The organism is Thalassoroseus sp. (assembly GCF_984380535.1).
Map to the genome: position 1 here is coordinate 1 of NZ_CFHRBF010000034.1, position 25,092 is coordinate 25,092.

A 25,092-nucleotide genomic window follows, 5' to 3' on the forward strand; every position below is an offset into this window, starting at 1 on the left:
TGAATGTCCAATCATGCCCACGTAAAACCGTGGGCATGCCACCCACGACGCTAAATCGATGCAATTTCCTGCACTGCTGGCTTGTCCAGCAGTGTTTTCAGCGACTCGCGGTCAACTGGTGACTCGCACTGCTACGCAAGCTAGCAGTGGCACACAACTTCTTTTACTGTAAATGGTTGTGTTATTCACGATCTCGCAGATGCAAATTCCTAGCTACACGCACGCTACAAAATCTATTCTCGGGTAATGAATTCGTCGAGGTTGATCAGCACGCGGGCGACGGCAGTCCAGGCGGCGGCCTCAACTTCGGTGGTTTCGCTGGGCATGTCCGACGGAGCGGCGGCGGTTGCGGCGGTGGGGTCGGCTTCGAACCGAGCGTGTTCGCTTTCATAGAATTCCGTCAGCGTTGTCAATTCGGCTTCACTCGGTTCGCGTGACAACGCTGTGCGGAAGGCGTATTGCAGACGGCCTTCGACGTATGACGGCGCTTTGGTGAGAATTCGCACCGCGAAGGCTTGTGCTAGTTCGTGGAAGGCAATGTCGTTCGCCAGCGTGAGGGATTGCAACGGCGTGTTCGAGCGAACACGGCGAGTGCAAGTTGTGATGCCATCGGCGGCGTCGAACGTCATCAACATGGGGTACGGTCTCGACCGCCAGAAGTACGTGTAAAGTCCCCGTCGGTAACGGTCGCCATCAGTCTCGGTGTTCCAGGGTTTCTTCTGCTGAGTCAGCACATAAATGCCCTGCGGTTGCGGCGGGTGGACGCTCGGGCCATTCATCTCCGTAGAGAGTTGGCCGCTGATCGCCAATGCCACATCGCGAATGGCTTCCGCCTCCAACCGCATCCGACTTTGGCGAGCCAACTGCCGATTCCGCGGGTCACGTTGCCAATTCTCATCTGTGATTCGTGATGATTGCCGATACACCGCCGAAGTCACGATCAAACGATGCAACGATTTCAAAGACCATTGTTGCCTCACAAACTCGGACGCCAACCAATCCAAGAGTTCTGGGTGCGACGGTTTCGCACCTTGGCGTCCGAAGTCGTTCTCGGTCTCGACCAATCCCCAACCGAAATAACGTTGCCAAATCCGATTGACAGTCACACGGGCGGTCAACGGGTTGGCGGGATCAACCAGCCACCGGGCGAAGTCCAACCGATTCGGCGTGCCTTCACTTTCGATTGGTGGAAGCACATCGGGCACATCCGGGTAGACACGGTCGCCGTGACGGAGAAAATCGCCACGGATGTGAATGAACGTCTCGCGTGGTGTCTTGCGTTCACGGAGCACCATCGTCGTCGGAACCGCCTTTTCCAAGTCTTCCAGTTCGCGTTTCAACGTATCGACTCGAGCAGCCAGCGGTTTCCGGTCGGCATCTGCGTTCTGGTAGGTTGCGACCAGTTGATCGGTCTCGGCTTTGCTCCGGTCAGCCCCCGCTTTAGCGAGAATCTTCCGCACCGACGCGGGAATCCGCAGCGAGTCCGTCGGGGCATCGGTGATGGCCAAACGGAAATGTCCGAGCACGTACCGGGAACCGTGATTCTGATGCAGTTGAACTTCCAGCGTCTCACCGTCTGCAAACTCAACCGGTTCCGCTAAGAAAAAGACCGCTTCCCGAGGCACGTTCGGATTGCCACGTTGGACGTTGATCGCCCAACCGGTTTTCTGCTTGTCGCCGTCGATGGCATCGATGACCGGGTACCCGGACTGCGAGTGATCGGCAATCGCGTCCGCCAAACGAAGTTGCCGACGTTTCCCTTGAGCATCCACCGCAAAGACTTCAATTTCGTTCAAGACGAAATTCCCATTTCCCGCGCGGCCCGGTCCGTTCTTTGGCAAGCTGGGATGCGTGAGCGTCTCCAATCGAATGGCAGTCGGTTTTGTGACCGGCGATGTTGCAGCGACGACAAACGTGTCTTTGTCCGGCCCGCTAAAATCAACGAACAGAGCTTTGTTATCTTGAGGTGCAAGGGTAGAACCGTTGGTTGTCTTGTAGGAACTCGGATCCAGAATGGACCACGTGGCGGTTTGATCCATGCGATTTTGCAAGCGATCAAGCCATGCTTGAAAACCTGACCGCGTTTGTTGGTCGTGCTCGCTGAGCTTGGCTCCTGCTTTCGCGAGATCACTTCGGAGTTGGTTCAGCGTCGCGGTTTGCTCGGCTGTGGGAACTTTCAAGGTGGGTTCGTCTTGGTTGTTGAAAATCGCGAACAGCTCGTAGTAGTTCCGCTGGGAAATCGGATCGAACTTGTGTTGATGACAGCGGGCGCACCCCAGCGTTAGTCCCATCCACGCCGCCCCGGTGGTGTCGACACGATCGGCAACAGCATCAACACGGAATTGTTCCGCATCGGTGCCACCTTCCTGATTCACCAGCGTGTTGCGATGAAACCCGGTGGCGATTTGGTCGTCAATCGTTGCGTTCGGAAGTAAGTCACCCGCCAGTTGGGCGATGGTAAATTCGTCGAACGGTTTGTCGGCATTGAACGCGTTGATGACCCAATCGCGATACAACCAGATTTCGCGAGCACCATCGATAGTGAAACCGTGCGAGTCCGCATACCGTGCCACATCCAGCCAATGTCGTCCCCAGCGTTCGCCATACTGCGGCGAGGCAAGCATGCGATCGACTAGGCTTTCATACGCGTTCGGCGAACGGTCGGCGAGGAACTCTTCGACTTCCACCCAACTCGGTGGCAACCCCCGCAGGTCCAGACTCAATCGCCGAATCAGCGTGCGACGATCCGCAAGTGGGGCCGGCTGTTGATTCGTTTGCTCTAACTGATGAAGCACGAATCGATCAATCGGCGTGCGACACCAGTCGGCTTGCTTGACGACCGGAACCTGCGGACGCGTGACCGGTTGGAATGACCAGTGTTTTGTCGCAGACTTGTTCTGCGAGACTTTCTCATCGTCCGGGAACGCAGCACCCGCATCGATCCACTTCTTGATGATCTCGATTTCTTTTTTCGAGAGGGGATCGGAATCCAAAGGCATCGCGGTGACGTCTTCCTCACCTTCACCAACAAGAGCCTGATACAACAAACTCTCTTGGCTTTTGCCAGGCACGATCGCCGGTCCGCGGTCTCCGCCGTCCAACATCAATTGACCAGCATCGACCCGCAACCCGGATTCCGATTCATCCGGTCCATGACACATCACGCAATGCTTTGCAAGAATCGGTTTGACGTGTTTCGTGTAGTCGACCGCATCCGCCGCAAAGCTTTTCAAAGTGCATGTGAATACAACAGCGAAGATCAAACTGCGAAACATGGTGTGTTCCAATTCTCTTGCGAGCCATCCCATCATCAAACGTTGATCTTATCGCGCCAGCGCAAGAGAAACCACGGAAACCAGTTTGGCTCCCGTGGTTTTCACTCGTGTCGTTAGTTCCGCGTCATACGGCCCGGCTTAGTTCTTTTTGCGTTCGGCCAGACGTTTGAAGTATTCTTCCATCGCTTTGCGGTAGTGTGGCGGGAAGTTTTTGTCCATGTACTGTTTGGCCGCGGCTTGTTCTTTCTCAGGGAGTGTGCCCCAGCCGGATTGTTGGGCGACGCGTTTTTCGTCGGCATCGCCGGGGGCAGTGCTACCTTTGACAGAGCTATCTTTCGCAGGGCTGTTGGACTGATTCGACTTACCGCCGAGACCGTCGCAGGGGCATTCTCCGCTGCAGGCTCCGCTTTTTTCGGCTTTCTCGATCAGGTAATCCAAGGCGGCGATGATTTCCGCTTCCCGTTTTTGGACTTTGCGACCGGCCCGAGCCAAGTCCAAACGCCGTTCGACGTCGCTCATCATTTTGGCAACTTCGTCGAGCGTGTCTTTGCGGAGTTTTTCGAGTTCGAACTGCATCAACTTCGCGACCGACGAATATCGCACGGGCACGTCTTCGGTGTGACTGAGCAGCAACTCTGCCGATTTCAAGCCGTCGTCTTTGAGCATCAACTCATGTTCGGCCACGGTCTTGTAGAATAGTAGCGTGGCAGGGTCGATGACGGTGGCGGGGTCGAGTTGCGTAAACTGCTCCAACGCTTCGTCGTACATCCGACGTTGAGCCAAGTAACGGCCGTAATACAGACGCATGGTGTTGGTGTAGAATTCATCTTGCGAGTCCACCGAGATGAACTCCGGCGGAGCAAGCGGGGCATCGATCAATCGGCAATCGTCGACGAATTTTTGCGAGACGGGATCGACCAACGCGAACGTCCGCACGACTTGGTCAAACCGAGCCGTCGAGGAACTCAACTCGGTATTCGCCCAGAGATCCTGAATTTGTTCACGAAGTTCCGGAGTCGCTTGCCGAGCTTCCACCCACTGCAGGGTTTGCTCTTGGAGTCGTTGGGCCGCTGGCGGAGCGAAATGCTGGTCGCCAGCAGCAAATGCGGCTGTGGCCATCAACATAGTTGCCGCGGAGAGAGTTCCGATAAGACGTTTCGGCATCGATTCGACTCCTACAGAAAAATGGGAGTACGACCCGGGGTGGGCCACTCCTTACGGTATCAATGTTCGCTCATGCGTCAAGATCTGTTTTCGCTCGGCTATCGTCGTGATTAACTTTCCGGTGCACTTGCCGCCTGGATTTCGACGTTTGGAAGTTTCTTCTGCAATTCGTCCATCGACGACTGTTCGATGGAGGCTGTATCAATTTTCAAAACCTCAAGTTGCTCTAGAGGATAGAGCGATTTCAAACCGTTGCCGGTGATCTTGCCGGTCGTTGCCAAGTGCAACACCTCCAACCGATCCAAGGACGAGAGATGTGATAGTCCCTCATCGCTCACGGATGTCTCATCGAGACAGAGATGTTCCAACCGTGGCAGCTTCTCCAATGAAGATAAACCCTGGTTCGTCACCAAGGTTCCGTACAAAGCGAGACGCCGCAAATAATCGAATTGTTCCAGATATTTCAGCCCTGCGTCGGAAACCTTTGATTCTGATAGGTTTAGGTCCGCGAGCAGGAAAAACGGTTCTAAAAGTTTCAAGTGCTCGTCTGTGACGGGCAACGATCGGAAATCGACTTTGTCGACATCGCCGTTTTTATTGAATGTGACTTCCGCCCCTAACTTTTTGAGCTCCTCAGCTGCCAAGTCTTGCGTGGAAGGCAACTTTGGCGGCAATTCGGGCAGTCTTGGTTTCGGAGGTTCGCTCGTTTCCGGTGGTTCCGGTGCAGATTCCGTACCCGAATTACCCACGGAATCCGAGGGCGTGGCGTTAGTCGTAACCGAATCCTCGACAACAGGTTGTGTCACTTGCTCTGATTCGGAATCCGAGCAACCGATTAAAGTGCCTGCAAAACAAGCAACACCTGTCCACAAGACGAGCAGTTGGCATCGATTCGTATTGGACCATCCGACCATGTTTGGCCTCGCGCAGTATCTCAACGGACGTTGGCAGAACGTCCTCTATTAACAAGACGTAAACGGTTCTCAATTCTAACCGCGTGCCAATCGGAAACGAGTGGTTGATTTTTCTTTAGCGCGGAATACTGAGGAATTGCAACTCGTCCGTCCGTAAATCCAACGTGGCGACCGTAAACTTGGACGCGCGGAACAACGCTCCGGGATTAATTCGTCGGGTCGGGCCTTCCATCCAATCGCCGGGCGTGTGGGAATGGCCGGTCAAGAGAAACTCTGGTTGGGCAGCGAGAAGAGGTTGCAAGTCGGATCGCAGATGCCCGTGCGTCATGGCGATTCGTCGGCCTGCAAGTTCGACTTCGCCTCCCCAAGCCAAACACGTGGCCCCCACGTCTTGGGCGGTTCGGGTCAGATAGGGCACTTCGTCGGCGTCATGGTTTCCGAAAACGAAGTAACACGGTAGCACCGAGCAGGCCACAAGAATCTCCGACGTGGCCAAATCGCCGCAATGAAACACCGCTTCGACACCGTGAACTCGAAAAATATCCATCGCTGCTTGCGTGCGATCGAAGTGATTATGTGTATCCGACACAATACCAATTTTCATCTCAACATAACTTCTGAAGACCCATCTGGTTCTGGTTGTTCACTTAGCGCATTTTGCAACGTTTCCTCGCGAAAACCGCACCAATATCAGACATGGTGGCATCTGTTTGTCTGCCCTCAGAACATGAAAGATTCCAAGGAATTATTCGTTATATCAAGATTTTCTCGCAGTTGTGATTCAACCCGAGCAACTTGCATAACCGATACATTCAACAAGTCATAGCTCGCTGTAAAGCTCGGTCGAGTTCCAAACAGCGCAATTCGACCTGATCCCAAGAGACATCCGGAAACAGCGAGCGAAGCTGTGGGTGTCGGTTTCTGAGACCGAAGGAGTGGCAGTCCATGAGGTGCTTACACGGCTGGAACACGTTCGGTTCAAATTACACCGGACAGCGCAAAATGCGACAGATCGGAAAACGGCTTTTGCTTGCCGCTCTCTCGGGCCCTGTCGCACTCAGTGGCCTTGCAATGGCGCAAGCACCGAACATGTCGGCTCCTTATAATCCTGTTTACGGCCCACCGGGGTCTTACCAACAGGTGCAAGCGGGACCACAAATGGCACCGATGCCACGCGGGTTGGCCACACCACAACCGTTGATCATCGGCCCCGCATCGGACACGACACAGTTCGATCAAGAACAAATGCCACACGCCGCGGATGTGGCGATTCAATTGGCACAAAGCCAGGCGGCTCCGCAAAAGCCTCTTCCGCCGGAAATTGCGGCCATGCCGAAGCCGCAGGAAGAGTTGGAAATCATCAACCACCGCAGCCAACTGATTGTGACTCGCAAACGAGTCAGCAAAGTTGCCATTGCGGATCCCAGCGTGATCGACGTCGTGCAATACAGCCCGACGGAACTTTCGGTCATCGGAACCGAACGCGGTAAAACGAATCTGATGTTCTGGTTCGAGGGCGAACAGAACCCCTTGATCTACGAAGTCACCGTGATTCGCGATCCGGACATCGAAGATCAAAAGCGAATCGATTACGGTCGGCTCGAACGAAAACTTCAAATCCTGTTCCCCGATAGCAAAGTCTACCTGATTCCGCTGTCGTACAAGATTCTCGTCAAAGGCCAGGCTCGAAATGCCGAGGAAGCCGCGCGGATTTTGCAAATCATCCGTGGCGAGTTGATCAATCAAGACGGCCAACTCAACGGGCCACAACCAGGTGGGATCTACGATCCGAACAACAACGCCTTGGGTCTCGGATTCAACGGAAACTTCGGGGCCGATCGGTTGTCGTCGTTGATCGTCAACATGCTCGAAGTGCCTGGCGAACAACAGGTGATGCTCCGGGTGCGAATCGCCGAACTCTCACGCTCGCAATTGCGGCGGATGGGAATCGATCTCAACTACATCTTCAACAATGCCGCTCACACCGTCACCAGTACGGTCGCTGGAAATCCGGCGAACCTGTCCGGGATTTTCTCGAACGGTGAAGTCTCGGTTTTGTTGAACTGGTTGGAATCGAACGGCACAGCCAAAGTTCTCTCCGAACCTGTGTTGACGGTACTTAGCGGACACTCAGCGAGTTTTCTCTCGGGTGCAGAATTCGCGGTGCCGACGATTGTGGGTGTCGGTGGAGCAGCCGGTCAAACGACGAGTTTCCGTGGATTCGGAACTTCGGTCATCGTGACACCGACCGTCGTCGATCGCGACTTGATCCGCATGCGAATTGTGCCGGAGTTCAGTCAAGCCAACCAAGGTTTGGCCGTCGGTGGCATTCCCGGATTGAACTCTCGACGTGTGCAAACCACCGTGGAACTTCGTGAAGGTCAAACAATCGCCTTGGCGGGTTTGATTCTCAGCGAGACAACCACCGAAGTCAGCCGAATTCCGTTCTTGGGCGAAATCCCTTACATCGGTGCGAAGTTATTTGCTGCCAAGCAAGCCTCGCAGGATGAAACGGAATTGCTGGTCCTTGTGACTCCGGAAATCGTCCGACCGATGGACGCGGACGAAGTTCCGCCAGTGCCCGGTTACGACGTGACTTGGCCGAGCCGTTGGGAACTGTGTGAACTCGGCATGACCGAAGGAATTCCGGACCAGGGCGTCTATCAAGTTCCACCGTTGGGGACCGATAGCAATCATGGCATCAATGTGCCTTATCGGTTGTACAATCCGGCTCCGGCGGCAGCTATGTATTCGCCGGCTCCTACGAACACCTATGGTGCTCAACAGCAACCGGCTCCGAGCATGAACAACGGACCGGCAGCGTATCCGACGCAACCGACTCAGCCAAACCAACCGAGTTACCCGTCGAACAACAATGGATCATTTGGTCCTCCGGCAACAATGCCCTCCACACCGGGTGTTTCGGCCAACAGCTATCCCGGTGCCATTGTGCCGACGGGGTATGAAGCAGCACCCAAGAAAACCGGTGGACTGTGGGGCCGATTGCGAGGCCAGTAATAGTCGATCGACACTGGCCAACGATTGGTATTTCCCGCTCGTTGCCAGTGTTTTCGAGGAACCGAGAATGACCGGCCGACACACTGTCATCGCCCCGTTTTCCCTCGGTTCGTGATGGTCGAATCAAGACCGTTTTCACAGAAGAATCAATCTTCGCGATCATTTCGCCGATAACGGTTTGTGAACCCAAGGAACGGGACGGTCCCCCCGCGGACCATGTGACGGATTACTAACCGCAAGGTAAGTCATGACTCAGCATAGCTTCAAAACAATCCTCTGGGGGACGCTGCTGGTCACCGTCCCGATGCTCGCCGGCTGTGGCGGCATCTTTGGCAAACGGAACTGCGCAGACACAGCATCTTGCCAGTCCGGTGGTTGCCAAGATGGTTCCTGTCCACCAGGAGCAGGGGGTGGCGGCCCTCACAGCCACTCGGCACTTTGCGACGGAAGTTGCATGGCCTTCCTGCATGGGTGTGCTCCGAACCTCGCCATTCCTGATCGGCAGCCGCTCGGCAGCGTCGTGCGGGCCCACTATCACACGATGCAAACCAACGGTGAAGCCACCGACTTCATCCTGCACCGTAACGACTTCATCGGCAAAACCGCCGAGCTGTCGCCGGCCGGGAAAGATCACATCATGGAAATTGCCGCTCGGATGCGAAGTGCACCGTTTCCGGTCATTGTGGAACGTTCGGAACATAACTCCGACCCGGAATTGGACGCACACCGTCGGCAAATCGTGGCTCAAGTGTTAACCCACATGGGCAACCCCGATGCGAACCAACGCGTGTTCGTCTCCCCGAATTACGGCCAGACCCGAAATTCCTCCGAAGCTGAAATCGACTACTATCGCACGATCTACACTCGTGGCGGATTCGGTGGCGGAATCAACAACGGCGGATTCGGCGGCGGGTTTGGTGGTGGTGGCGGATTCGGCGGCGGCGGCGGATTCGGCTTCTAACCCGAAGATCCGAAAATGGACAGCTTCAGAGACGGCGTGGAACACATTCGTTCCATGCCGTCTTTCTTCCTTTGGTGAAACTCGAAAGATTCCCGAACTCCTGCTGGACAAGGGCTTGGAACGGACAGTATATTTTATCTGAATGCCCTAACCTCGCGCGCTAACCATCGCCGTGAGCCTGGTATGTTCCGACCCACCGAAGTGTCTCTCGCAAACAGCAGGAGTTATCAACCGATGAAACGTAGTGCCTTTGTTCTGGGGTTCGCGTTGCTGATCGCAGCATGCGCAACCTCACTCATGCAAGAAAACGAAGCCGAAGCCGGTGTCTACTTCCACGCTGGCGTGGGATTCGGAATCGGCCATAGCTACCCCGCCTACGGCTACGGATACGCACCGGCGTACTACTCAGCCCCGGTCTACGCGGCTCCGACGTATTACACCGCTCCCGTGACCTACGCTGCTCCGGTAACGACTTACTACGCACCGGCTGCTCCTGTCTATCACCACAGCTACTACGCCCCTCCTGCCTACTGGGGTTACGGCTACGGTCCACACTACGGTCGCGGTGAATTGGAAATCGAATACAAATTCCGCAACGGCTACTACAGCGTCGAATACGATTACGACGACTAGCCCCAAAGCCATTGCCGAAATCATTGGAAACCCTGCTTTTTTGAAGAGGCAGGGTTTTTTCATGCGCCTGTGGGTGCGGCATCATGAGCAGCAAGGAGGGAACGCGATGAAACTCTTTCAGACTGCGACATTGACCCTGGTAGTCTTACTTGCGATCTATGTGGGAAGTTATTTGACGCTGACGGAGTATGAACGTTGCGAAGACTTTCCTTTCGTCGGCACAACCATTCACACCCAGCGTGTTTCCTACGAATGGATGAACACATTCTTCCGCCCCATGACCGAGATTGAAAGCATGATGCGAGGCGAAATAGTGATGACTTGGTAGCAAACATTGGGGATACAAACGCAAAAAATCCGCGAAGGGCATAGGCCCGACGCGGATTTCGCTCACGCTCAAGAATCCCGAAGGATTACCAAGGTAGATTGGTGTAGCGGTTGTAGATCGGATGACCGGGGAAGTACCACGGTGCCCGGTAAGTGTAATAAGGGAAGCGGTAGTGTCCGCCTTCGGCATTGCGGTAATGTCCGGGGCCGAAATGGTATTCGTAGGCACTGTGATTGATGCCCCACGGCACACCTTGACGATCGTGGACCGTATACAGCGGACCGTCTTGTCCCTCAGCGGTGTAATAGTAAGGCGAACCAGGAACGCCGTTGCGACCACCGGGCTGATAATACTTCGCCGGAGTCGGCTCAGCGGGAACCAGAACCGGTTGGTAGCTGCCGTTCGTCAAAACCGATCCATATCGTTTCCGCGTGATCGGTGGGGCATCGGTGCTCTCGGGAATGCCGTCGCCGTCGTTGTTGTCGACCAACGGTATCGGACTATCCGGCAACGTGCGGTCGATTGTCGGAACTGGCGGATCAGGAAGCTGCAATTGCAGGATATCCTGTGCTGCCAGCGAGCCGCAGCACGTCGCTGCAAGAACACCACCGGCCAAAAATCGTGTCAAATTACGCATAAGATGCCCTGTCGACTCGAAGTAACTCATTGATGTGCATCAGAGGGAACGAGAATGTGCCACAATCCGATCCTCTCGAATGACTATACACTTCTCACGGGAATGCTTGATAAGAATCCCCATCGTCGACGAAGGTTTCCGAAATTCAACGGTCTCATGTTCCGACAATAACGGTCGGTTCGTCCGAAATTTTTCTAACGGAAACCGGAGTTTGTTGCCGGAGGAAACCGATAACATTGATAGAGGCGAGATTCCGTTGCCATGGGCGTGTGTTCCGTGGTTCTCGTCTTGCCAGTTCGAAAGACAATGGTTATTCGGTTGGGAGTCGGAACATGATCAGCAGTCTCGTCGTCGCCGCTTCGTTGGCGTTCTCAGCCGATCCAATTTACGAAACCCCTGGCTACGGTCCAGTTTCGAACGGCCGTGTCAGTGAGTTCGGTTATTTCGATGGTGCCGGTTTCGGCGGGCAATTGTATCCCTTCGATGCCCAAGAACCGTGGTTGCACGGATACTTCCAAGAGATCCCCGCTTACGGCGGATACTCGGCTTTTCGTCCGTACAACTACAAGCATGTGCTCTCGCAATCGCAGACCGCAGCCGGTTGGGGGATGCAACCGCAGATGCCCTATTCCCAGCAGTTTTGGCATCGCTACCACGCTCCCGCAACCATGGCTCCCGCGACGAATGCCGAATTGGGATCACACGCACCAGCTACCAGCCAAAGTTACGCACCGGCCGGTTATCAAGCCCCGATGCCGGCTCCGTATCGACCATAATTCGTCGATCCAACTTGGTAGCTGTCGTCACACCGAATTACTCGTGAATGTCACGGGATTCGGTGTGATTTCGTTGGTGGGTCCGCAAACGAGAGATGACCGTCGCGATATGATCCGCAGCGGCGTCGATTTCGGACTCAGTATTGAAGCGACCGATCCCAATTCGCAGGCTTGCCCGACTCAATTCGTCACTTCGCCCCATCGCTCGCAACACATGAGATGGCTCTGGTTCACGAGACGTACAAGCCGATCCCGAACTGACCGCCACATCGGTCAATCCCGCCAGCAACGCGGTTCCATCGACACCGGGCACACTGAAATTCAGATTCCCCGCCAACCGCTCCGTGGGGTGTCCATTCCACACCAGCGAATCGCACGCCGCTTGCAAGCGGGACCATAATCGATCACGCAGCCCGCGTATGCGCGACGTTTCCGCCGACATCTCCTGAGTTGCAATCCGGACCGCTTCGCCGAACCCCACGACCAATGGCACCGGCACTGTTCCACTGCGGAGTTGGCCTTCCTGACCGCCGCCATCGAGGAGCGGAGTCAAACGCACTCGTTGCGGGTGTCGTCGCACGAACAACGCCCCAATCCCTGGGGGGCCATAGAGTTTGTGTGCGGAACAACTTAGCAAATCGATCGGCAACGAACGCAGATCGACCGGAATCTTGCCGACCGCCTGCACCGCATCCGTATGGAACCACACCCCGTGTTCTCGACAAATCTGTCCGATGGTCGTCACATCGTTCAATGAGCCTACTTCGTTACTGGCCCAAATGATTGAAACCAGTTTGGTGTCGGCTCGAATGGCATCCGCGACTTGCAACGGATCGACACGCCCGAACTCATCCACCGACAAGATCGTGACATCCACGCCCATTCGTCGCAAACGCTTGGCAGGATCGAGAATCGCCCGATGTTCGGCAGCAGAGATAATCAAATGCCCTCGCGAACCACGCGTATTTCCCGCGAAGATTCCCTTCAACGCCAAATTGTTCGCTTCGGTTGCACCGCTTGTGAAGTGAATTTCGTCAGCCGAAGCGTGCCAAGAATCTGCAAGCTGCTGGCGGGCGTTCTCGACCGCTTCCGCCGCCATCTGCCCGAACCGATGTTGACCACTCCCCGCGTTGCCGAAGTGTTCTGTCCAAAATGGCGACATCACAGAGACGACCCGCGGATCGGTGCGGGTCGTCGCGTGATTGTCCAGATAAATTGGCAACTCGGTCATCGTCAACGATCGATCACGTCCACTTCAGCGGGCACTCGAAGTCGGCCGGTTTGACCGCGAGGATCGAACAAGAAATCTGAGGCAACAACCGCTCCGCCGTGTTCCCCACTAAAATCCCACGCACACCGGATCGGCCCACCGTCCCCATGACAAGCAAGTCGATCTCATGTTCCTCGATCCGATCGAGAATCGCGTTCTCCGTGTCTGATTGGCAAATGTCAATTTGCACGCCCTTGGCCAATGTGCGGTAATCCGTATGAGACAGTTGCTCGTGGAGCATTTGCTCGGCGGCTTTGCAGTCTTTCTCTCGCAACTCCTGAAGGTGGGCGTCTTTGACACCGACATGTGCCATGCGACGTTCCAAGTCGTGTTCGCAAGCATGTACGATTCGCAGTTTCGCATCGACCAACATCGCTGCCGCCACACCGATCTCCAAGACTTCAGCCGATCCATCCTTGAGATCGCTAGCGACCAGAATTTCGACGTCCGACCAATCCGCCCCCGGCTTCGACACCCACACAGGACACGGGCAGTACCGCAGCAACTTCATCGCCGTGCTTCCGAAAAGCAGTCGTGATGCCCGACTGGCATTTCGAGAACCGACAATGAGCACACTCGCTTCCCCTTCCACCGCGAGTCGCGTCAATTCAATCGCCGCTTTCCCGAAGACCATCTCCGATGTCGCGGAAACTCCCGCTTCAGTGGCATACGCTTCGAGTTCCTTCAACAACGTGAGCACTTTGGCACTCGTGCCGTCGGCTTCGAATTCGTTCTTCGCCGGCCCCGCCACGTCAATCGCGGCCGCAAAAACCAACGAAGCACCGGTGAGACTCGCCAACGAAGTCGCCCGTTCGACTGCATTTCGATTGGGCTCACTCAGCCCGGCGAAAGAAATCTCCGAGCCCTTAAAGACGTCGACGCCGACCAAGATTTTGTTGATATGATGCATGGATGAAGTGCTTCCATGAGAATTGAAACGGCCTGTCATGCTAGAAACATTTTAACCACTTCCTGGCCTTCTCGCGAGAAAGATCCGCCTCAGTGGAATTGATTGCAGATCATATCGAACCCGTTAACCACATCTGTCCGCTCTGCCGATCCCACGGAGCGCTCGCCTTCCATTCCGACTCGCAACGCTCGTATCGACGCTGTCGTTGTTGTCGCATGGTTTTCGTTCCGCCAACCGAGTTCCTGCCGATTTCGGAAGAACGCGGCCACTACCGACAACATGAAAACAACCCCGCCGATCCCAATTACCGACGATTCCTGAGTCGGTTATTCATTCCTCTGATCGAGCGACTGTCGCCGAACGCGGTCGGTTTGGATTTCGGTTGTGGTCCCGGTCCGACATTGTCTGTCATGTTTGCCGAGGCTGGGTTTCGCGTCGAGAACTACGACCCGGCATTCATGCCCGACGAAACCATGCTGGAATCTCAGTACGACTTCATCACCGCCACCGAAGTCGTCGAACATCTTCACCAGCCACGATTCGAACTCGACCGGTTGTGGAACCGACTCAAACCTGGCGGATGGTTAGCCATCATGACCAGCCCACTTCCCCCCTCGGAGAAGTTCGCAAGTTGGCATTACAAAACCGAACCCACACATGTGATGTTCTATGACCGGGAAACATTCGATTGGTTAGCCGATCACTGGTCCGCCCGATTGGAAACGATCGACAAAACCGTCTTTCTCTTTCAGCGAAACACGCGGCCATAACGGATGTCATATTAAATAGAAAAAGCCTCGAATCGCCGAAACGATCCGAGGCCTGAAGCTTATCTCACCACTTCGAACCCACTCTCAAGACATCATCAACCCGCTTGCACGGTGACTCGCTGAGTCTGGGCATGTTGGGCTTTTGGAAGTCGAATACGAAGCACGCCCTGGCGGACTTTCGCTTCGATTCCGCTGCGATCAATTTGGTTCGACAGCTGGAACGCCCGTTCGTAGTTGCCCACACGATACTCGGAGTACCCTTTCTCGTAACCGGACCAATCCGGGGGAGTCACCGTGCCGCGTATGGTCAGCACGTCATTTTCGATCGACAGATCGACGTGGTTTTCATCGACGCCCGGCATATCGGCGGTCAACGTGATCGCTTCGTTGGACTCGATGATATCAACGTAGGGACGGAACACGGGGGTCTCCGATTTGTTGGGGACACATGCAACTTCATTGGCTGTCTGCGTTCCGCCATTTTCGGTCGTAATCATGGTATTCTCGCTCATGGATATTGCCTCCTGATTGTCAGTTGATGTTGAAATCGACTTGGGAAGACCAATCAATCAGCCTGCTAGAATGCTGATTTTCTGCGGTTTGAGTTCCGCGGGGCGGGGCAACCGCAGCGTGAGAATGCCGTTGGCTAATTTGGCATCATGCGATTGCGGATCGACCTCCACCGGCCATTTCACCATACGTTCGAATTCGGTCTTGCCGCGTTCTTGGCGGAAGAATGTTTCGCCCTCTTGCAGGTCTTCCGCTTTCCGTGTGCCTTTCAACGTCACATGATCGCGAGTCACGGTGATATCCAAATCTTCCGGTTCCAATCCGGGAACTTCGGCGGTCAACACGACTTCGTCATCGTTGTACCGCACATTCACCAGCGGAAATGTTGCCGGACGCTGAAAGACATCGCCAATATTCCGACTGAACAATCGGGACATTTCCTCATGAAGCTGTCCAAAATCTTGCCATAAGTCAAATTTTTGAGTTCGACTGGTCATTGCATCACTCCTGTATTTAAGGTGCCAACACCAAAACTGCCAAATTGACACTGATTGATTAACTTAGACTCCATCAGGTGAAACCATCGCTGGGATGGTGGTTTCAACTCCGTTTTCGTCCAACGCCACAGGGACAAAGCACGTCTCGTACCAACTCATCACAACAAACACAAAAAATCACGCTAAAAGTACCGCAAACAAACTTATTTATTGCACTTACGTAAAAACACAAAACTTAGTAAACTGATAGAAAAGACAAAAAGGCAGTCAATACACAGTACCAAAACCTCAGCAAAACTGCCATTTTGGCACCTCAAAGCATTCCTTTCTGTCGGCCATGTCATATTGACAAACACTGGTGAATAACCGTCGGTTACGCATGTTGGAGCGAAGCGATTTGTCATCCTAGTTAGGGAAGCTGTACCGGGCGGTTGACAGGAGCACGGACTCGACAATGAAGATGGTCGAAACTAGGAACAGGCTTCCCATCTTGTCGCTTCTCTACGCCGACTTGGTCTTGATTATGTCTGCACGTTTTGCCGGATCTCGTTCGCTCGACGACCGCCGTCGCCGCCGTTTGGCGACTGAAGCCGGTGAAGAGGTCAAATCGACTACCAGACAATCTCGGCAGACAACGCCAGCACAACTGGACGAGGAACCACACCTCCAGATTACCCACTTCCCATTGCGGAAAATCATTTCCCACCGTCAATGGAAGATATGGGCCGTGATCATGGGAGTGTTCGCAGTTAATGCGGGCGTCCTGTGGGGAGCGATTAAAATCAGCCCCGAGGCTGTCAAATACGGCCCCAATGTATTCCGCCTGATCGACTTGCAGTCGGGACGCCTACCCAGTTTGCTCTGCGCGGGCTGCTTGTTCCTGGCTGCCGAGACTGCGATCTTCATCTATTGGATTCGTTCTCGCAGCCCGAACGATTTCAACGGGAGTTTCCGCGTTTGGTTGTGGGCGTCGGCTACGTTCTTCCTGCTCGGGTGCGTCGCGATTTCCCAGGCTCATCTGGTGTGGAGCCAAATCGTTTGCCGACTCTGGGCCGCGCAGTTTCCGAACCGCGCGACGTGGTGTTGGCTGGTTCCGTTAGCGGGATTCAGTGTGCCGGTATTCGTCCGCATGCTTCGCGACATGCGGGCTTCACGGACAAGTACGGCACTTTTCCTCCTCGCGGTGACGGCTTGTCTAGCGTCGATTGGTTGGAAATTCGACCTGTGGGCATGGCCGATCGAGTCCAAGGCAAAAGTTCTTGCGGAATCCGTTGCCTTCGTCGTAGCCGGTTGGGCTGTTTTTGGCTCGATGCTACATCACGCCCGACACGTTCTCCACGTTTCAACCGACCCTCCTGAAGTTCTCATCAAAGCCCGAGCGGAGAAACGGGCCGAGAAGAAAACCACGGACTCGAACGACGACGACGCCCCCCAAAGTTGGTGGGCCCAGCGAAAGGCACGTCGCGAGCAACAGCGAGCAGAACGAGAGGCCAAGCGAGAGCAGCAACGCCAAGCGAAGGCAGATCGTCTTGCGGAGAAAGAACGCGTAAAAGCCGAACAGAAAGCCGCCGCTGAACAAGCAAAGGCGGACGGGAAAGCGGCTGCGGACCAGGCCAAAGCTGACAAAGCTGCCGCCAAAGAACAATCCCGTCAAGACGCACTCGCAGCCAAAGAAGAAGCCAAAGCCAACGCGAAAGCCGCTCGAGAAGCCGAGAAGGAAGCGAAAGCCAAAGCAGATGAAGACGCAAAAAAGGCCAAAGCGACCTGCAAGCCCGCTCCTGTAACGAAAGAGGCAGAACCGCAACCAGTCCCCAAAGTCACCGAACCGAAAGCCAACCGACAAAAAGAACCGGAACCAGCTGCGACGAAATCATCTTCTGAGAATCAAGATCAACCAACGCAGCGTTCACAGCCACAGACCCAGCCAACCGAACAACTCCGAATCGCCGGTGGTGAACTGTTTGACCCGAATAAACCACTCACCGATGATATGTTGCGGGGGTTGAGCAAAAGCCAAAAGCGAAAGATTCGCAAGGCGTACCGGGAGGCTCAGCGTCAAGACAATGCGGCTTAGACATAGGGCAGTCTTTCGTGTCCGTGGAGAGTGTGTAAAATCCGATGCTGTGCCGCACTTTCACGAGACAGAATCCGATAGAAACGGACTGCAACTGCGTGAGCGTGATTTATCAGAAACCGTCGCGGTTATGGTCTAAGATGCCTGAGTGAGGTCGACGATGCGGGTCCTAGTTACTGGTGCCGCCGGTTTTGTGGGCCAGCATGTTATTCGGTCGCTTTCGGACAAATTCGAACTGCGTCTGGGAGACATTCAACCCCTCGACGATCCCCGTTGGGTTCCTTGTGACATCACTCAGCCGAACTCCGTTCGTTCCGCGATGGAAGGTGTCGATGCCGTCTTGCACTTGGCGATGGCCTCAGGACTCGAGGGGAGCCTCGAAGACGATGCCTTCAACCAAATCCGCTTTGATGTGCATGTCCGCGGCACATTCAATGTGCTGAAAGCCGCCGCCGATGCCGGTGTGAAACGGGTCATTCACACCAGTAGCATTATGGTCGTTTGGGGCTACGAACCACCGGAATGGGTCGCCGGTGATGCGTCCGCGAGACCGGTCGGGACTTACGCGATCACGAAAATGCTTGCGGAAGCAACCTGTGCAGAGGCGGCTCGACAGTGGGAGATGAGTATCCTCGGATTGCGAATCGCGAAGCCGGTCGAACTCGATGACCCAATGCTGTACTCACAGCCAATCCGCCCGCAATGGATTGCGATCCCCGAACTCATGCGGGCGTACGAACTGGCACTTCGTGCCCAAATCCCGCCAGGTTCGTTCGAACTTATTACGCTCGTCGGCGAAAGTTCCCGCCGACGCTGGGATCTCTCTCGCGCAGAGTCCGTGATCGGCTATCGGCCGGAAATCCGCCTGGAAGACCTCGGCTGCGTTCTGGGCAGTGAGCGAGAGCCGTTAGCCGATTAGCTGCGTCGCCTCGGATGCGAAATAAATTCTTTGGCTGCATTGACTCATATCTCTCATCGGCTATGCTGTCACACCTTAAGTGAGACTGAGTCTCAGTGTAAGCGATTCCGGTTCGCTAGCCGCCGCCATGCGTCCCCTGGATTCCATCAACCAGTAGCATCCGATTATTGGAGTCAGGTCATGCCTCGTCCGGTCCAACTGCGTCGTCTGACACGCGGTTTCACGTTGATCGAACTTCTCGTTGTGATTGCGATTATCGCAATTTTGATCGCACTTCTGCTCCCGGCCGTTCAGCAAGCCCGTGAGGCGGCCCGTCGTACCCAGTGCAAGAACAATCTGAAGCAACTCGGCTTGGCTCTCCACAACTACTTGGACACCGCAAACGCTTTCCCACCCAGCTTTTGCGTTGACGGAGTCGATGGCACCGGCGGTGAATGGTCCATGCAAGCCCGAGCGTTGCCGTTCTTGGAGCAAGGCAACTTGTTCAATAACATCGACTTCACGATTCCTTACGATGCGGGAACAAACGCGGGAACCGTGGCTCCTCAACGAGTCGATGTGCTCATCTGCCCGAGTGATCCTGGTGACCGTCAACGGACGGATTCCAGTGGAACCGCGATTCATTACCCAGTTTGCTACGGGTTCAACGGAGGAACTTGGCAGGTCTACGATCCCGCCACCGGACAAGGCGGAGACGGTGCATTCTTCCCGAACAGCTCGACGCGGCCACGAGACTTCACCGATGGAACCTCGAACACAATCGGTCTCGCTGAAGTCAAAGCCTTCACCCCGTACCTGCGAGATGGCGGAAGTGGACCGGCCGCTGTGCCGACCGATCCGAGCACCATCAGCAGCCTCGGCGGTTCTTTCAAAGTCGATACCGGCCACACCGAATGGGTTGATGGTCGCGTTCACCAAACCGGATTCACGACGACCTTCACACCGAACACCGTCGTTCCCCACACCGATGGATCGAACTCGTACGACATCGATTACACAAGTTGCCGGGAAGACAAAAGCTGCGGTAGTGCAGTGAGAGCGGCGGTCACCTCCCGCAGTTACCACCCGGGAATCGTTCAGGTCTTGCTGATGGATGGTTCCACTCGATCGGTGAGCGAATCGATCAACTTGCAGACTTGGCGAAACCTCGGAGCCCGCAACGATGGCCAAGTCATCGGGGAATACTAGACGCGGTTCCGGTCGTCTATGTCCCTCATGGTTTGAAGCTGAGACGAGCCAAACTCACCAGATTTTGCGACACATCAACACAAAGAAACGCCCGTCGAAGATAATCGGCAGGCGTTTTCTTATTGATGGATCAGTGATCGACCGAATGCACCTGACGTCCAAAAATCATTCGGCCGGCGCTCGACTGCAACACACTGGTGACGATCACACCGATTTCTTTGCCCACCATATTCGAGGCGTTTTCACAAACGACCATTGTGCCGTCGTCCAGATATCCGACGCCTTGCCCCTGTGATTCGCCCTCTTTGATGACTTTGATCTGCAACCGCTCACCGGGAATATATCGCGGCTTCAGTGCGTTCGACAGATCATTGAGATTGATCACGTCCACACCTTGCAAGCTCGCAACTTTATTCAGGTTGTAATCATTGGTGACAACACGTCCGCCATTTTGCTTCGAAAGTGCAATCAAACGCTGATCGACCGGCCCGGTGGAATCACCGGACTCGTGGGCATCGAGCATCTTCACATCGACGTGCGGGCTATTCTGCAGTTTACTGAGCACGTCCAAACCGCGACGTCCGCGTGTACGGCGTTGTTTGTCGTTACTGTCAGCAATCTCTTGAATCTCGTGCAGAATGAAATCGGGCACGACCAGTTGAGAGTCGAGGATTTTTGTATCCATCACGTCGGCAATTCGACCGTCAATCAAGGCGGAAGAATCGAGAATCAATGGTTTACCGCCTTTGAGTTCACGCGAGAATTCCACGTAAGGAATCACAAACCGGAAATTGTCCCGAGTTTGCAGTAACAGCGTCACGCAGACATACGGAATCATCAGCGTGGCGAGCATGGTGACCAAGGCTTCGGCTCGGACGTCTCCTCCCAGTAACGGTGCCAATGCTTGCATAAGCAGCACGCTGAGGATGAACCCAATAATCAAGCCGAAATAAACCGAAGAGATGATTTTGACATCTTTTCGGGGAATCAGCAGGTCGATCAGGGTCGCCAACTGAGTGATTGCCAACAGCACCAAAAACCATATGAACGGACGTTCCGATATAATCGGATGTGGCACACCTTGGCTGATGTACGTCGCAATTGCCCCCGCACACGCCAGCAGAAACACGAGCCGTACAAACAACAATAACATCGTGTTACTTGCCCTATTCAATCGAGTGATCTTGACTCAACCATAAGCCTACTTAAGACTTAATAGAATTTACGATCATAAAGATAACAAGCAAAATTTGCCAGAGGATCTCAATGTGTGTTGATTGGTCGCCGCGATGCCAGCTCGTCGACGAGCCGAACACGATGCTACAACCGAACTATCACTATCCGCCCGTCCACTTTCACCCCATTCCGACCGGTTGTAACGGACACTTCGTTGCCACGAAGGACTGCACTCGGCCGTCATCGAATTCGATCGTGACTTTTCCCCACCGACCACCACCGTCCGCTTTTGTAACCGTTCCCAGCCCATATTGCGGATGTCGCACTTGTTGACCGACCGTGAATCGCGGTTCAGATTCGGAACTGTTGGCTAGCAACTGCGATCCGGTCATCAACTTCGGCAACTTTTTCGACGGGGATTTCGATTTCGACGAGGTAGACACAGCCGGTTCGGACTGAGCTTCCTCGACGATCTCTTCATGTGCACTTTCTGCAAACTCGTCAGTGGGTGGTTCTTGCGAGTATTCGTCATCGGGGAAATCATCGAACCGAAACTGTTTCGGTTGTTCCGCAAGCATACGTTCTTTTACGTCGATTTCGCTCAAAAATTGGCTACGAATTGTCATCAACCGTCGCCCACGAAATTCCCGTTGTCGAGTATGCGTCAGGAACAATCGCTCTTCCGCCCGTGTGATGCCGACAAAAAACAGCCGGCGTTCCTCTTCGATCGCTCGTCCGTTGTTGTCTTCTTGCAGGGAGCGTTCGTGGGGCAACAAGTTCTGCTCGACTCCCACGATGAACGCGACCGGGAACTCCAAGCCTTTCGCTGCATGCAAGGTCATCAACGTGACGGCACCGGAAGACTCGTCGAGCGAATCGACTTCATTGACTAAACTCGTCACTTCCAGAAAGTTTTCGAGCGAGCCTTCTTCACCCATCGAAAGATCGTACTGCCGGGCCGCCGTGAGTAACTCCTGCACGTTCGCCAGCCGCTGTTGATCGTCTTCGTTCTCGCTGCCTTGGTAAAGATCGAGATAACTCGTTCGCTCCAAAACCCGCACCATCAGTTTCTCGACCGGCCCGACCGCCAGGTCTGTAAACTCCTCGATCATCTCGGCGAACACATAAAACGCTTTAATGGCCCGTTTGGTCAGTCGCGGGACTTCTTTGGCGCGTTTCGCCGCTTCGAGAAGCGTAGTTTCTTGCTGTTCGGCCCAGTTGATGAGTCGGTTCAGGCTCGTTTTCCCCAATCCACGTGCCGGTTTGTTGACGATCCGCCGAAACGCCACCGTATCGCTCGGGTTGTGCACCAAGTGCAAATACGAAAGCGTATCTTTGATCTCGGCTCGTTCGTAGAACGCGACACCCGCCGCCACTTGCAACGGAATTCGCTCGCGAGCAAACGCCTGTTCCAATTCCCGCGAGAGTGCATTCACGCGGTAGAAAATCGCAAAGTCCGACCAGGGACGTTTCTCCGCCTCTGCGATTTCGCGAACGGTCTTCGCGATCATCTCGGCTTCTTGTCGACCGTCCTCACAGTACAGCAACTCGACCGGTTCGCCCTGCAGATTCTCGGTGACGAGTTCCTTGGCCTTCCGATGAACGTTGTGCACAATCAAGCTGTCGGCGGCCAGCAGTATCTCTTTGGTGCTGCGGAAGTTCTGTTCGAGACGGACGACGGTCGCGTTCGGAAAGTCTTGCTCGAATCGCAGAATGTTCTCGATGCGGGCTCCCCGCCAACCGTAGATGGATTGGTCTGGGTCCCCCGTCACGCACAAATTCCGATGCCCCGCCGCCAAAGCCGCCACGATCTGATATTGAGCGGCGTTCGTGTCCTGATATTCATCCACGAGAATGTAGCGAAACCGCTCGCCGAAGGCTTCCCGCAACTCGGGATTGTCGGTCAACATTTGCACGACATGCAGCAGCAGATCGTCGAAATCGACCGCGTTCGCTTCGAGCATCTTCTTCTGATACAGCGGATACACCTTCGCCACGACCGCATCCCAATGCGTGCCGACCGCATCCGCGTGTTCCAGGGCGAACTTCTCCGCGGTGATCAAATCGTTCTTGGCTCGACTAATACGATGCAGGACCCGCGACGGCGAAAAATGGACGGCGTCCAAGTCCAAATCGTTCAGGGCATGACGGACGATTTGTTGTTGGTCGCTGGTATCATAGATGCTGAAGTTCGTCTGCAGCCCAACGCTCTCCGCCCGTTCCCGCAGCAGCCGAGCGCAGAAGCGGTGAAACGTGCTGACCCACACCCGCATCCCGGGCGCCAGCCGTTCGACTCGCTCGGCCATTTCGTTGGCGGCTTTGTTCGTGAAGGTAATCGCCAAAATCCGTCGGGGATCGATGCCATGCTCGATCATGTGGGCAATCCGACGAGTAATCACCCGTGTCTTCCCCGACCCGGGACCGGCGAGCACCATCAGCGGGCCCTCGTGATGCGTAACCGCGTTGCGTTGCGGAACAGTCAAATCCGAAAGATCGTCCGGCACTCCACGCCTTTCGTTTCGTTGTTCGATGTGATGAAATTGCAAGTTGTCCGCCAATTCCGACCGGCGAACATGTCCACCTTATTCCGCACGCCCGCAGAACACCATGCCGACGCTCGCTGAATCTCTCGAAGCCGACGGCTACGCAATCGTTGATCCAATCCTCTCGGAAGACGAATTGCGAATACTCCAAGAATCCGTGAACCGACTTTCGCCAGCGGAAACCACCAAACGCGGCGGCTACGCGGCCCGTCAACTCGCGGAACGTGTGCTCGAAGTCTGGCGGTTTGCGGAATCGTCGGCTCTATGCGGACTGTTAGAACCGCTCATGGGTTCGCCACTGCGGCTCACGCGTTCGATTCTGTTCAACAAAACACCCGTCGCCAATTGGGGCGTGTTTTGGCATCAGGATTTGACGATCGCCGTCCAAGAACGCCACGACATCCCCGGTTTCGAGCAATGGTCCGTCAAAGACGACATCCCCCACGTACAGCCGCCGGTGGAAATCCTCGAACACATGCTCTCCGTCCGACTCCACTTAGACGCTTGTGACGAAACCAACGGAGCCCTGTGCGTGCAACCGGGAACTCACCGACACGGCCGCATCCCGCAAGCGGACATTATGAACTTCGTAGACGATCGCTCCACGAAAAGTTGCAACGTGCCCATCGGCGGACTGGTACTCATGCGACCGCTAATCCTGCATTCATCCCGCAAAATGACGAACCCCATCCAACGCCGTGTCATCCACCTCGAATTCGCGACGAAGGATTTACCGACGCCGCTCGCGTGGCGTGTTTCCAACGTCACCGAATGTCCAACACCAAACGGATTCGAAACGATATGACACGTCGACGCTACAAATCACCGATTCCGCCTGACGCCGTCGAGGTCATCGAAACCTGCTACCTAAGCGGGCAGCCGGAATCCGCACATTACCTAATCGGCGATGAAGTGGTGGGCAAACGACTTTGGGATGAAGAAGGCTGGGTCGACATGGAATGGGGGATCAAGGACGGTCTCAAGCACGGCAATGAATTACGCTGGTGTGGGAAAGATCGATTGTTGTCAGTCGAACCGTATCGCAACGGCAAAACTCACGGCACGACAAAACAGTTCGGTCCCGATGGTGAAATCCTCATCACTTATACCATGCGGGACGGCGTCGGCTTGGATTTGTGGTGTGACGAAGACGGAAGTCTTTCGGAAGAAGCATATTGGCCCGCACGCGGTGAGATCGGCTACACACGCCGGTGGAACAGTGACAACAAAACGGTTTGGCAGGAGTACTTCTACCTTCTCGGCGACGGGTGGCATGGCATCACGCGTGAATGGAATTCGCGGGGGCGTTTGCGTCGCGGCTTTCCGAAGTACTACGTCAAAAACAAGCAAGTTCGTAAACGCGACTACATCAAAGCCTCCGCGAGCGACCTACAACTGATCGCATTTCGTGAGGAAGACAATTTGCCGAATCGGCAACTACCCCAAGAATACTTGGAACAACGATCCTAAAGTATGAGTAGCGACTGTCTTGCGTTTCAAGTTGTGTTTGGTGTTTTGTTCCACATTTT

At 54.9% G+C, this 25,092-nt stretch carries 22 protein-coding genes; 11 read left to right on the forward strand and 11 right to left on the reverse strand.

What is annotated here, in order from left to right; genetic code table 11:
- Positions 1–233: 233 nt before the first annotated feature.
- The 4 genes from AC5DDB_RS29175 to AC5DDB_RS29190 all read right to left on the reverse strand — a co-directional run bounded on the left by AC5DDB_RS29175 (position 234) and on the right by AC5DDB_RS29190 (position 5,957).
- Positions 234–3,275, reverse strand: coding sequence for a PSD1 and planctomycete cytochrome C domain-containing protein (locus AC5DDB_RS29175; RefSeq protein ID WP_491743298.1), 3,042 nt, complete (start codon positions 3,273–3,275; stop codon positions 234–236).
- 138 nt (positions 3,276–3,413) lie between these two features.
- Positions 3,414–4,439 (reverse strand): hypothetical protein, encoded by a 1,026-nt coding sequence (locus AC5DDB_RS29180; RefSeq protein ID WP_491743299.1) that lies wholly within the window; start codon positions 4,437–4,439, stop codon positions 3,414–3,416.
- A 110-nt stretch (positions 4,440–4,549) separates the two neighbouring features.
- Positions 4,550–5,245 carry a hypothetical protein gene (locus AC5DDB_RS29185; protein WP_491743300.1) on the reverse strand — a complete coding sequence of 232 codons (696 nt, stop codon included), beginning with the start codon at positions 5,243–5,245 and terminating at the stop codon, positions 4,550–4,552.
- Between the two features lie 223 nt (positions 5,246–5,468).
- Positions 5,469–5,957, reverse strand: a complete 489-nt coding sequence (locus tag AC5DDB_RS29190) for a metallophosphoesterase family protein (protein ID WP_491743301.1) — start codon at positions 5,955–5,957, stop codon at positions 5,469–5,471.
- A 341-nt stretch (positions 5,958–6,298) separates the two neighbouring features.
- Between AC5DDB_RS29190 and AC5DDB_RS29195 the strand changes: the two genes are divergently transcribed.
- The 4 genes from AC5DDB_RS29195 to AC5DDB_RS29210 all read left to right on the forward strand — a co-directional run bounded on the left by AC5DDB_RS29195 (position 6,299) and on the right by AC5DDB_RS29210 (position 10,293).
- Positions 6,299–8,371 (forward strand): type II and III secretion system protein family protein, encoded by a 2,073-nt coding sequence (locus AC5DDB_RS29195; protein WP_491743302.1) that lies wholly within the window; start codon positions 6,299–6,301, stop codon positions 8,369–8,371.
- A gap of 247 nt (positions 8,372–8,618) precedes the next feature.
- Positions 8,619–9,332, forward strand: a complete 714-nt coding sequence (locus AC5DDB_RS29200; protein ID WP_491743303.1) for a hypothetical protein — start codon at positions 8,619–8,621, stop codon at positions 9,330–9,332.
- A 234-nt stretch (positions 9,333–9,566) separates the two neighbouring features.
- Entirely contained in the window at positions 9,567–9,965 is a 399-nt protein-coding gene (locus tag AC5DDB_RS29205; RefSeq protein WP_491743304.1) for a hypothetical protein, read from the forward strand.
- 106 nt (positions 9,966–10,071) lie between these two features.
- Positions 10,072–10,293, forward strand: a complete 222-nt coding sequence (locus AC5DDB_RS29210) for a hypothetical protein (RefSeq protein ID WP_491743305.1) — start codon at positions 10,072–10,074, stop codon at positions 10,291–10,293.
- A gap of 85 nt (positions 10,294–10,378) precedes the next feature.
- On the opposite strand, the gene AC5DDB_RS29215 is transcribed toward AC5DDB_RS29210, so the two are convergent.
- Positions 10,379–10,930, reverse strand: coding sequence for a hypothetical protein (locus tag AC5DDB_RS29215; RefSeq protein ID WP_491743306.1), 552 nt, complete (start codon positions 10,928–10,930; stop codon positions 10,379–10,381).
- 332 nt (positions 10,931–11,262) lie between these two features.
- On the opposite strand from AC5DDB_RS29215, the gene AC5DDB_RS29220 reads away from it, so the two are divergent.
- A complete protein-coding gene (locus AC5DDB_RS29220) occupies positions 11,263–11,706 on the forward strand; it encodes a hypothetical protein (RefSeq protein ID WP_491743307.1) in 444 nt (147 codons plus the stop codon).
- Between the two features lie 37 nt (positions 11,707–11,743).
- On the opposite strand, the gene AC5DDB_RS29225 is transcribed toward AC5DDB_RS29220, so the two are convergent.
- Entirely contained in the window at positions 11,744–12,937 is a 1,194-nt protein-coding gene (locus tag AC5DDB_RS29225; protein WP_491743308.1) for a cysteine desulfurase family protein, read from the reverse strand.
- Positions 12,938–12,950: 13 nt separating this feature from the next.
- Positions 12,951–13,886: a universal stress protein gene (locus AC5DDB_RS29230; RefSeq protein WP_491743309.1), complete on the reverse strand. Its 936-nt coding sequence runs from the start codon at positions 13,884–13,886 to the stop codon at positions 12,951–12,953.
- A 215-nt stretch (positions 13,887–14,101) separates the two neighbouring features.
- Here AC5DDB_RS29230 and AC5DDB_RS29235 point away from each other — a divergent pair, with 215 nt between their 5' ends.
- Positions 14,102–14,656, forward strand: a complete 555-nt coding sequence (locus AC5DDB_RS29235; protein ID WP_491743310.1) for a class I SAM-dependent methyltransferase — start codon at positions 14,102–14,104, stop codon at positions 14,654–14,656.
- Between the two features lie 95 nt (positions 14,657–14,751).
- On the opposite strand, the gene AC5DDB_RS29240 is transcribed toward AC5DDB_RS29235, so the two are convergent.
- Both AC5DDB_RS29240 and AC5DDB_RS29245 read right to left on the reverse strand, forming a co-directional pair.
- Positions 14,752–15,168 carry an Hsp20/alpha crystallin family protein gene (locus AC5DDB_RS29240; RefSeq protein WP_491743311.1) on the reverse strand — a complete coding sequence of 139 codons (417 nt, stop codon included), beginning with the start codon at positions 15,166–15,168 and terminating at the stop codon, positions 14,752–14,754.
- Positions 15,169–15,225: 57 nt separating this feature from the next.
- A complete protein-coding gene (locus tag AC5DDB_RS29245) occupies positions 15,226–15,663 on the reverse strand; it encodes an Hsp20/alpha crystallin family protein (RefSeq protein ID WP_491743312.1) in 438 nt (145 codons plus the stop codon).
- 490 nt (positions 15,664–16,153) lie between these two features.
- Here AC5DDB_RS29245 and AC5DDB_RS29250 point away from each other — a divergent pair, with 490 nt between their 5' ends.
- The 3 genes from AC5DDB_RS29250 to AC5DDB_RS29260 all read left to right on the forward strand — a co-directional run bounded on the left by AC5DDB_RS29250 (position 16,154) and on the right by AC5DDB_RS29260 (position 19,844).
- Entirely contained in the window at positions 16,154–17,737 is a 1,584-nt protein-coding gene (locus AC5DDB_RS29250) for a hypothetical protein (protein WP_491743313.1), read from the forward strand.
- A 160-nt stretch (positions 17,738–17,897) separates the two neighbouring features.
- Positions 17,898–18,656 (forward strand): NAD-dependent epimerase/dehydratase family protein, encoded by a 759-nt coding sequence (locus tag AC5DDB_RS29255; RefSeq protein ID WP_491743314.1) that lies wholly within the window; start codon positions 17,898–17,900, stop codon positions 18,654–18,656.
- A 180-nt stretch (positions 18,657–18,836) separates the two neighbouring features.
- The gene (locus AC5DDB_RS29260) at positions 18,837–19,844 is read left to right on the forward strand and encodes a DUF1559 domain-containing protein (RefSeq protein WP_491743315.1); all 1,008 of its coding nucleotides are present in this window, start codon (positions 18,837–18,839) and stop codon (positions 19,842–19,844) included.
- A 130-nt stretch (positions 19,845–19,974) separates the two neighbouring features.
- On the opposite strand, the gene AC5DDB_RS29265 is transcribed toward AC5DDB_RS29260, so the two are convergent.
- Positions 19,975–20,997 carry a PIN/TRAM domain-containing protein gene (locus AC5DDB_RS29265; RefSeq protein WP_491743316.1) on the reverse strand — a complete coding sequence of 341 codons (1,023 nt, stop codon included), beginning with the start codon at positions 20,995–20,997 and terminating at the stop codon, positions 19,975–19,977.
- Between the two features lie 202 nt (positions 20,998–21,199).
- On the reverse strand, positions 21,200–23,524 hold the full coding sequence (locus AC5DDB_RS29270; protein ID WP_491743317.1) for an ATP-dependent helicase: 2,325 nt from the start codon (positions 23,522–23,524) through the stop codon (positions 21,200–21,202).
- Positions 23,525–23,627: 103 nt separating this feature from the next.
- Between AC5DDB_RS29270 and AC5DDB_RS29275 the strand changes: the two genes are divergently transcribed.
- Together AC5DDB_RS29275 and AC5DDB_RS29280 are read left to right on the forward strand one after the other, a co-directional pair.
- Positions 23,628–24,368: a phytanoyl-CoA dioxygenase family protein gene (locus AC5DDB_RS29275; RefSeq protein ID WP_491743318.1), complete on the forward strand. Its 741-nt coding sequence runs from the start codon at positions 23,628–23,630 to the stop codon at positions 24,366–24,368.
- On the forward strand, positions 24,365–25,033 hold the full coding sequence (locus AC5DDB_RS29280; protein ID WP_491743319.1) for a toxin-antitoxin system YwqK family antitoxin: 669 nt from the start codon (positions 24,365–24,367) through the stop codon (positions 25,031–25,033). The genes AC5DDB_RS29275 and AC5DDB_RS29280 overlap by 4 nt, the downstream gene beginning before the upstream one ends.
- Positions 25,034–25,092 lie beyond the last annotated feature (59 nt).

Coding starts and splice junctions, on each gene's coding strand:
- AC5DDB_RS29240 (WP_491743311.1), bottom strand. CDS start 15,168: ATGAGCGAGAATACCATGATTACGACCGAAAATGGCGGAACGCAGACA.
- AC5DDB_RS29180 (WP_491743299.1), bottom strand. CDS start 4,439: ATGCCGAAACGTCTTATCGGAACTCTCTCCGCGGCAACTATGTTGATG.
- AC5DDB_RS29205 (WP_491743304.1), top strand. CDS start 9,567: ATGAAACGTAGTGCCTTTGTTCTGGGGTTCGCGTTGCTGATCGCAGCA.
- AC5DDB_RS29200 (WP_491743303.1), top strand. CDS start 8,619: ATGACTCAGCATAGCTTCAAAACAATCCTCTGGGGGACGCTGCTGGTC.
- AC5DDB_RS29265 (WP_491743316.1), bottom strand. CDS start 20,997: ATGTTATTGTTGTTTGTACGGCTCGTGTTTCTGCTGGCGTGTGCGGGG.
- AC5DDB_RS29275 (WP_491743318.1), top strand. CDS start 23,628: ATGCCGACGCTCGCTGAATCTCTCGAAGCCGACGGCTACGCAATCGTT.
- AC5DDB_RS29220 (WP_491743307.1), top strand. CDS start 11,263: ATGATCAGCAGTCTCGTCGTCGCCGCTTCGTTGGCGTTCTCAGCCGAT.
- AC5DDB_RS29195 (WP_491743302.1), top strand. CDS start 6,299: ATGAGGTGCTTACACGGCTGGAACACGTTCGGTTCAAATTACACCGGA.
- AC5DDB_RS29225 (WP_491743308.1), bottom strand. CDS start 12,937: ATGACCGAGTTGCCAATTTATCTGGACAATCACGCGACGACCCGCACC.
- AC5DDB_RS29260 (WP_491743315.1), top strand. CDS start 18,837: ATGCCTCGTCCGGTCCAACTGCGTCGTCTGACACGCGGTTTCACGTTG.
- AC5DDB_RS29245 (WP_491743312.1), bottom strand. CDS start 15,663: ATGACCAGTCGAACTCAAAAATTTGACTTATGGCAAGATTTTGGACAG.
- AC5DDB_RS29190 (WP_491743301.1), bottom strand. CDS start 5,957: ATGAAAATTGGTATTGTGTCGGATACACATAATCACTTCGATCGCACG.
- AC5DDB_RS29230 (WP_491743309.1), bottom strand. CDS start 13,886: ATGCATCATATCAACAAAATCTTGGTCGGCGTCGACGTCTTTAAGGGC.
- AC5DDB_RS29175 (WP_491743298.1), bottom strand. CDS start 3,275: ATGTTTCGCAGTTTGATCTTCGCTGTTGTATTCACATGCACTTTGAAA.
- AC5DDB_RS29215 (WP_491743306.1), bottom strand. CDS start 10,930: ATGCGTAATTTGACACGATTTTTGGCCGGTGGTGTTCTTGCAGCGACG.
- AC5DDB_RS29280 (WP_491743319.1), top strand. CDS start 24,365: ATGACACGTCGACGCTACAAATCACCGATTCCGCCTGACGCCGTCGAG.
- AC5DDB_RS29235 (WP_491743310.1), top strand. CDS start 14,102: ATGGTTTTCGTTCCGCCAACCGAGTTCCTGCCGATTTCGGAAGAACGC.
- AC5DDB_RS29210 (WP_491743305.1), top strand. CDS start 10,072: ATGAAACTCTTTCAGACTGCGACATTGACCCTGGTAGTCTTACTTGCG.
- AC5DDB_RS29255 (WP_491743314.1), top strand. CDS start 17,898: ATGCGGGTCCTAGTTACTGGTGCCGCCGGTTTTGTGGGCCAGCATGTT.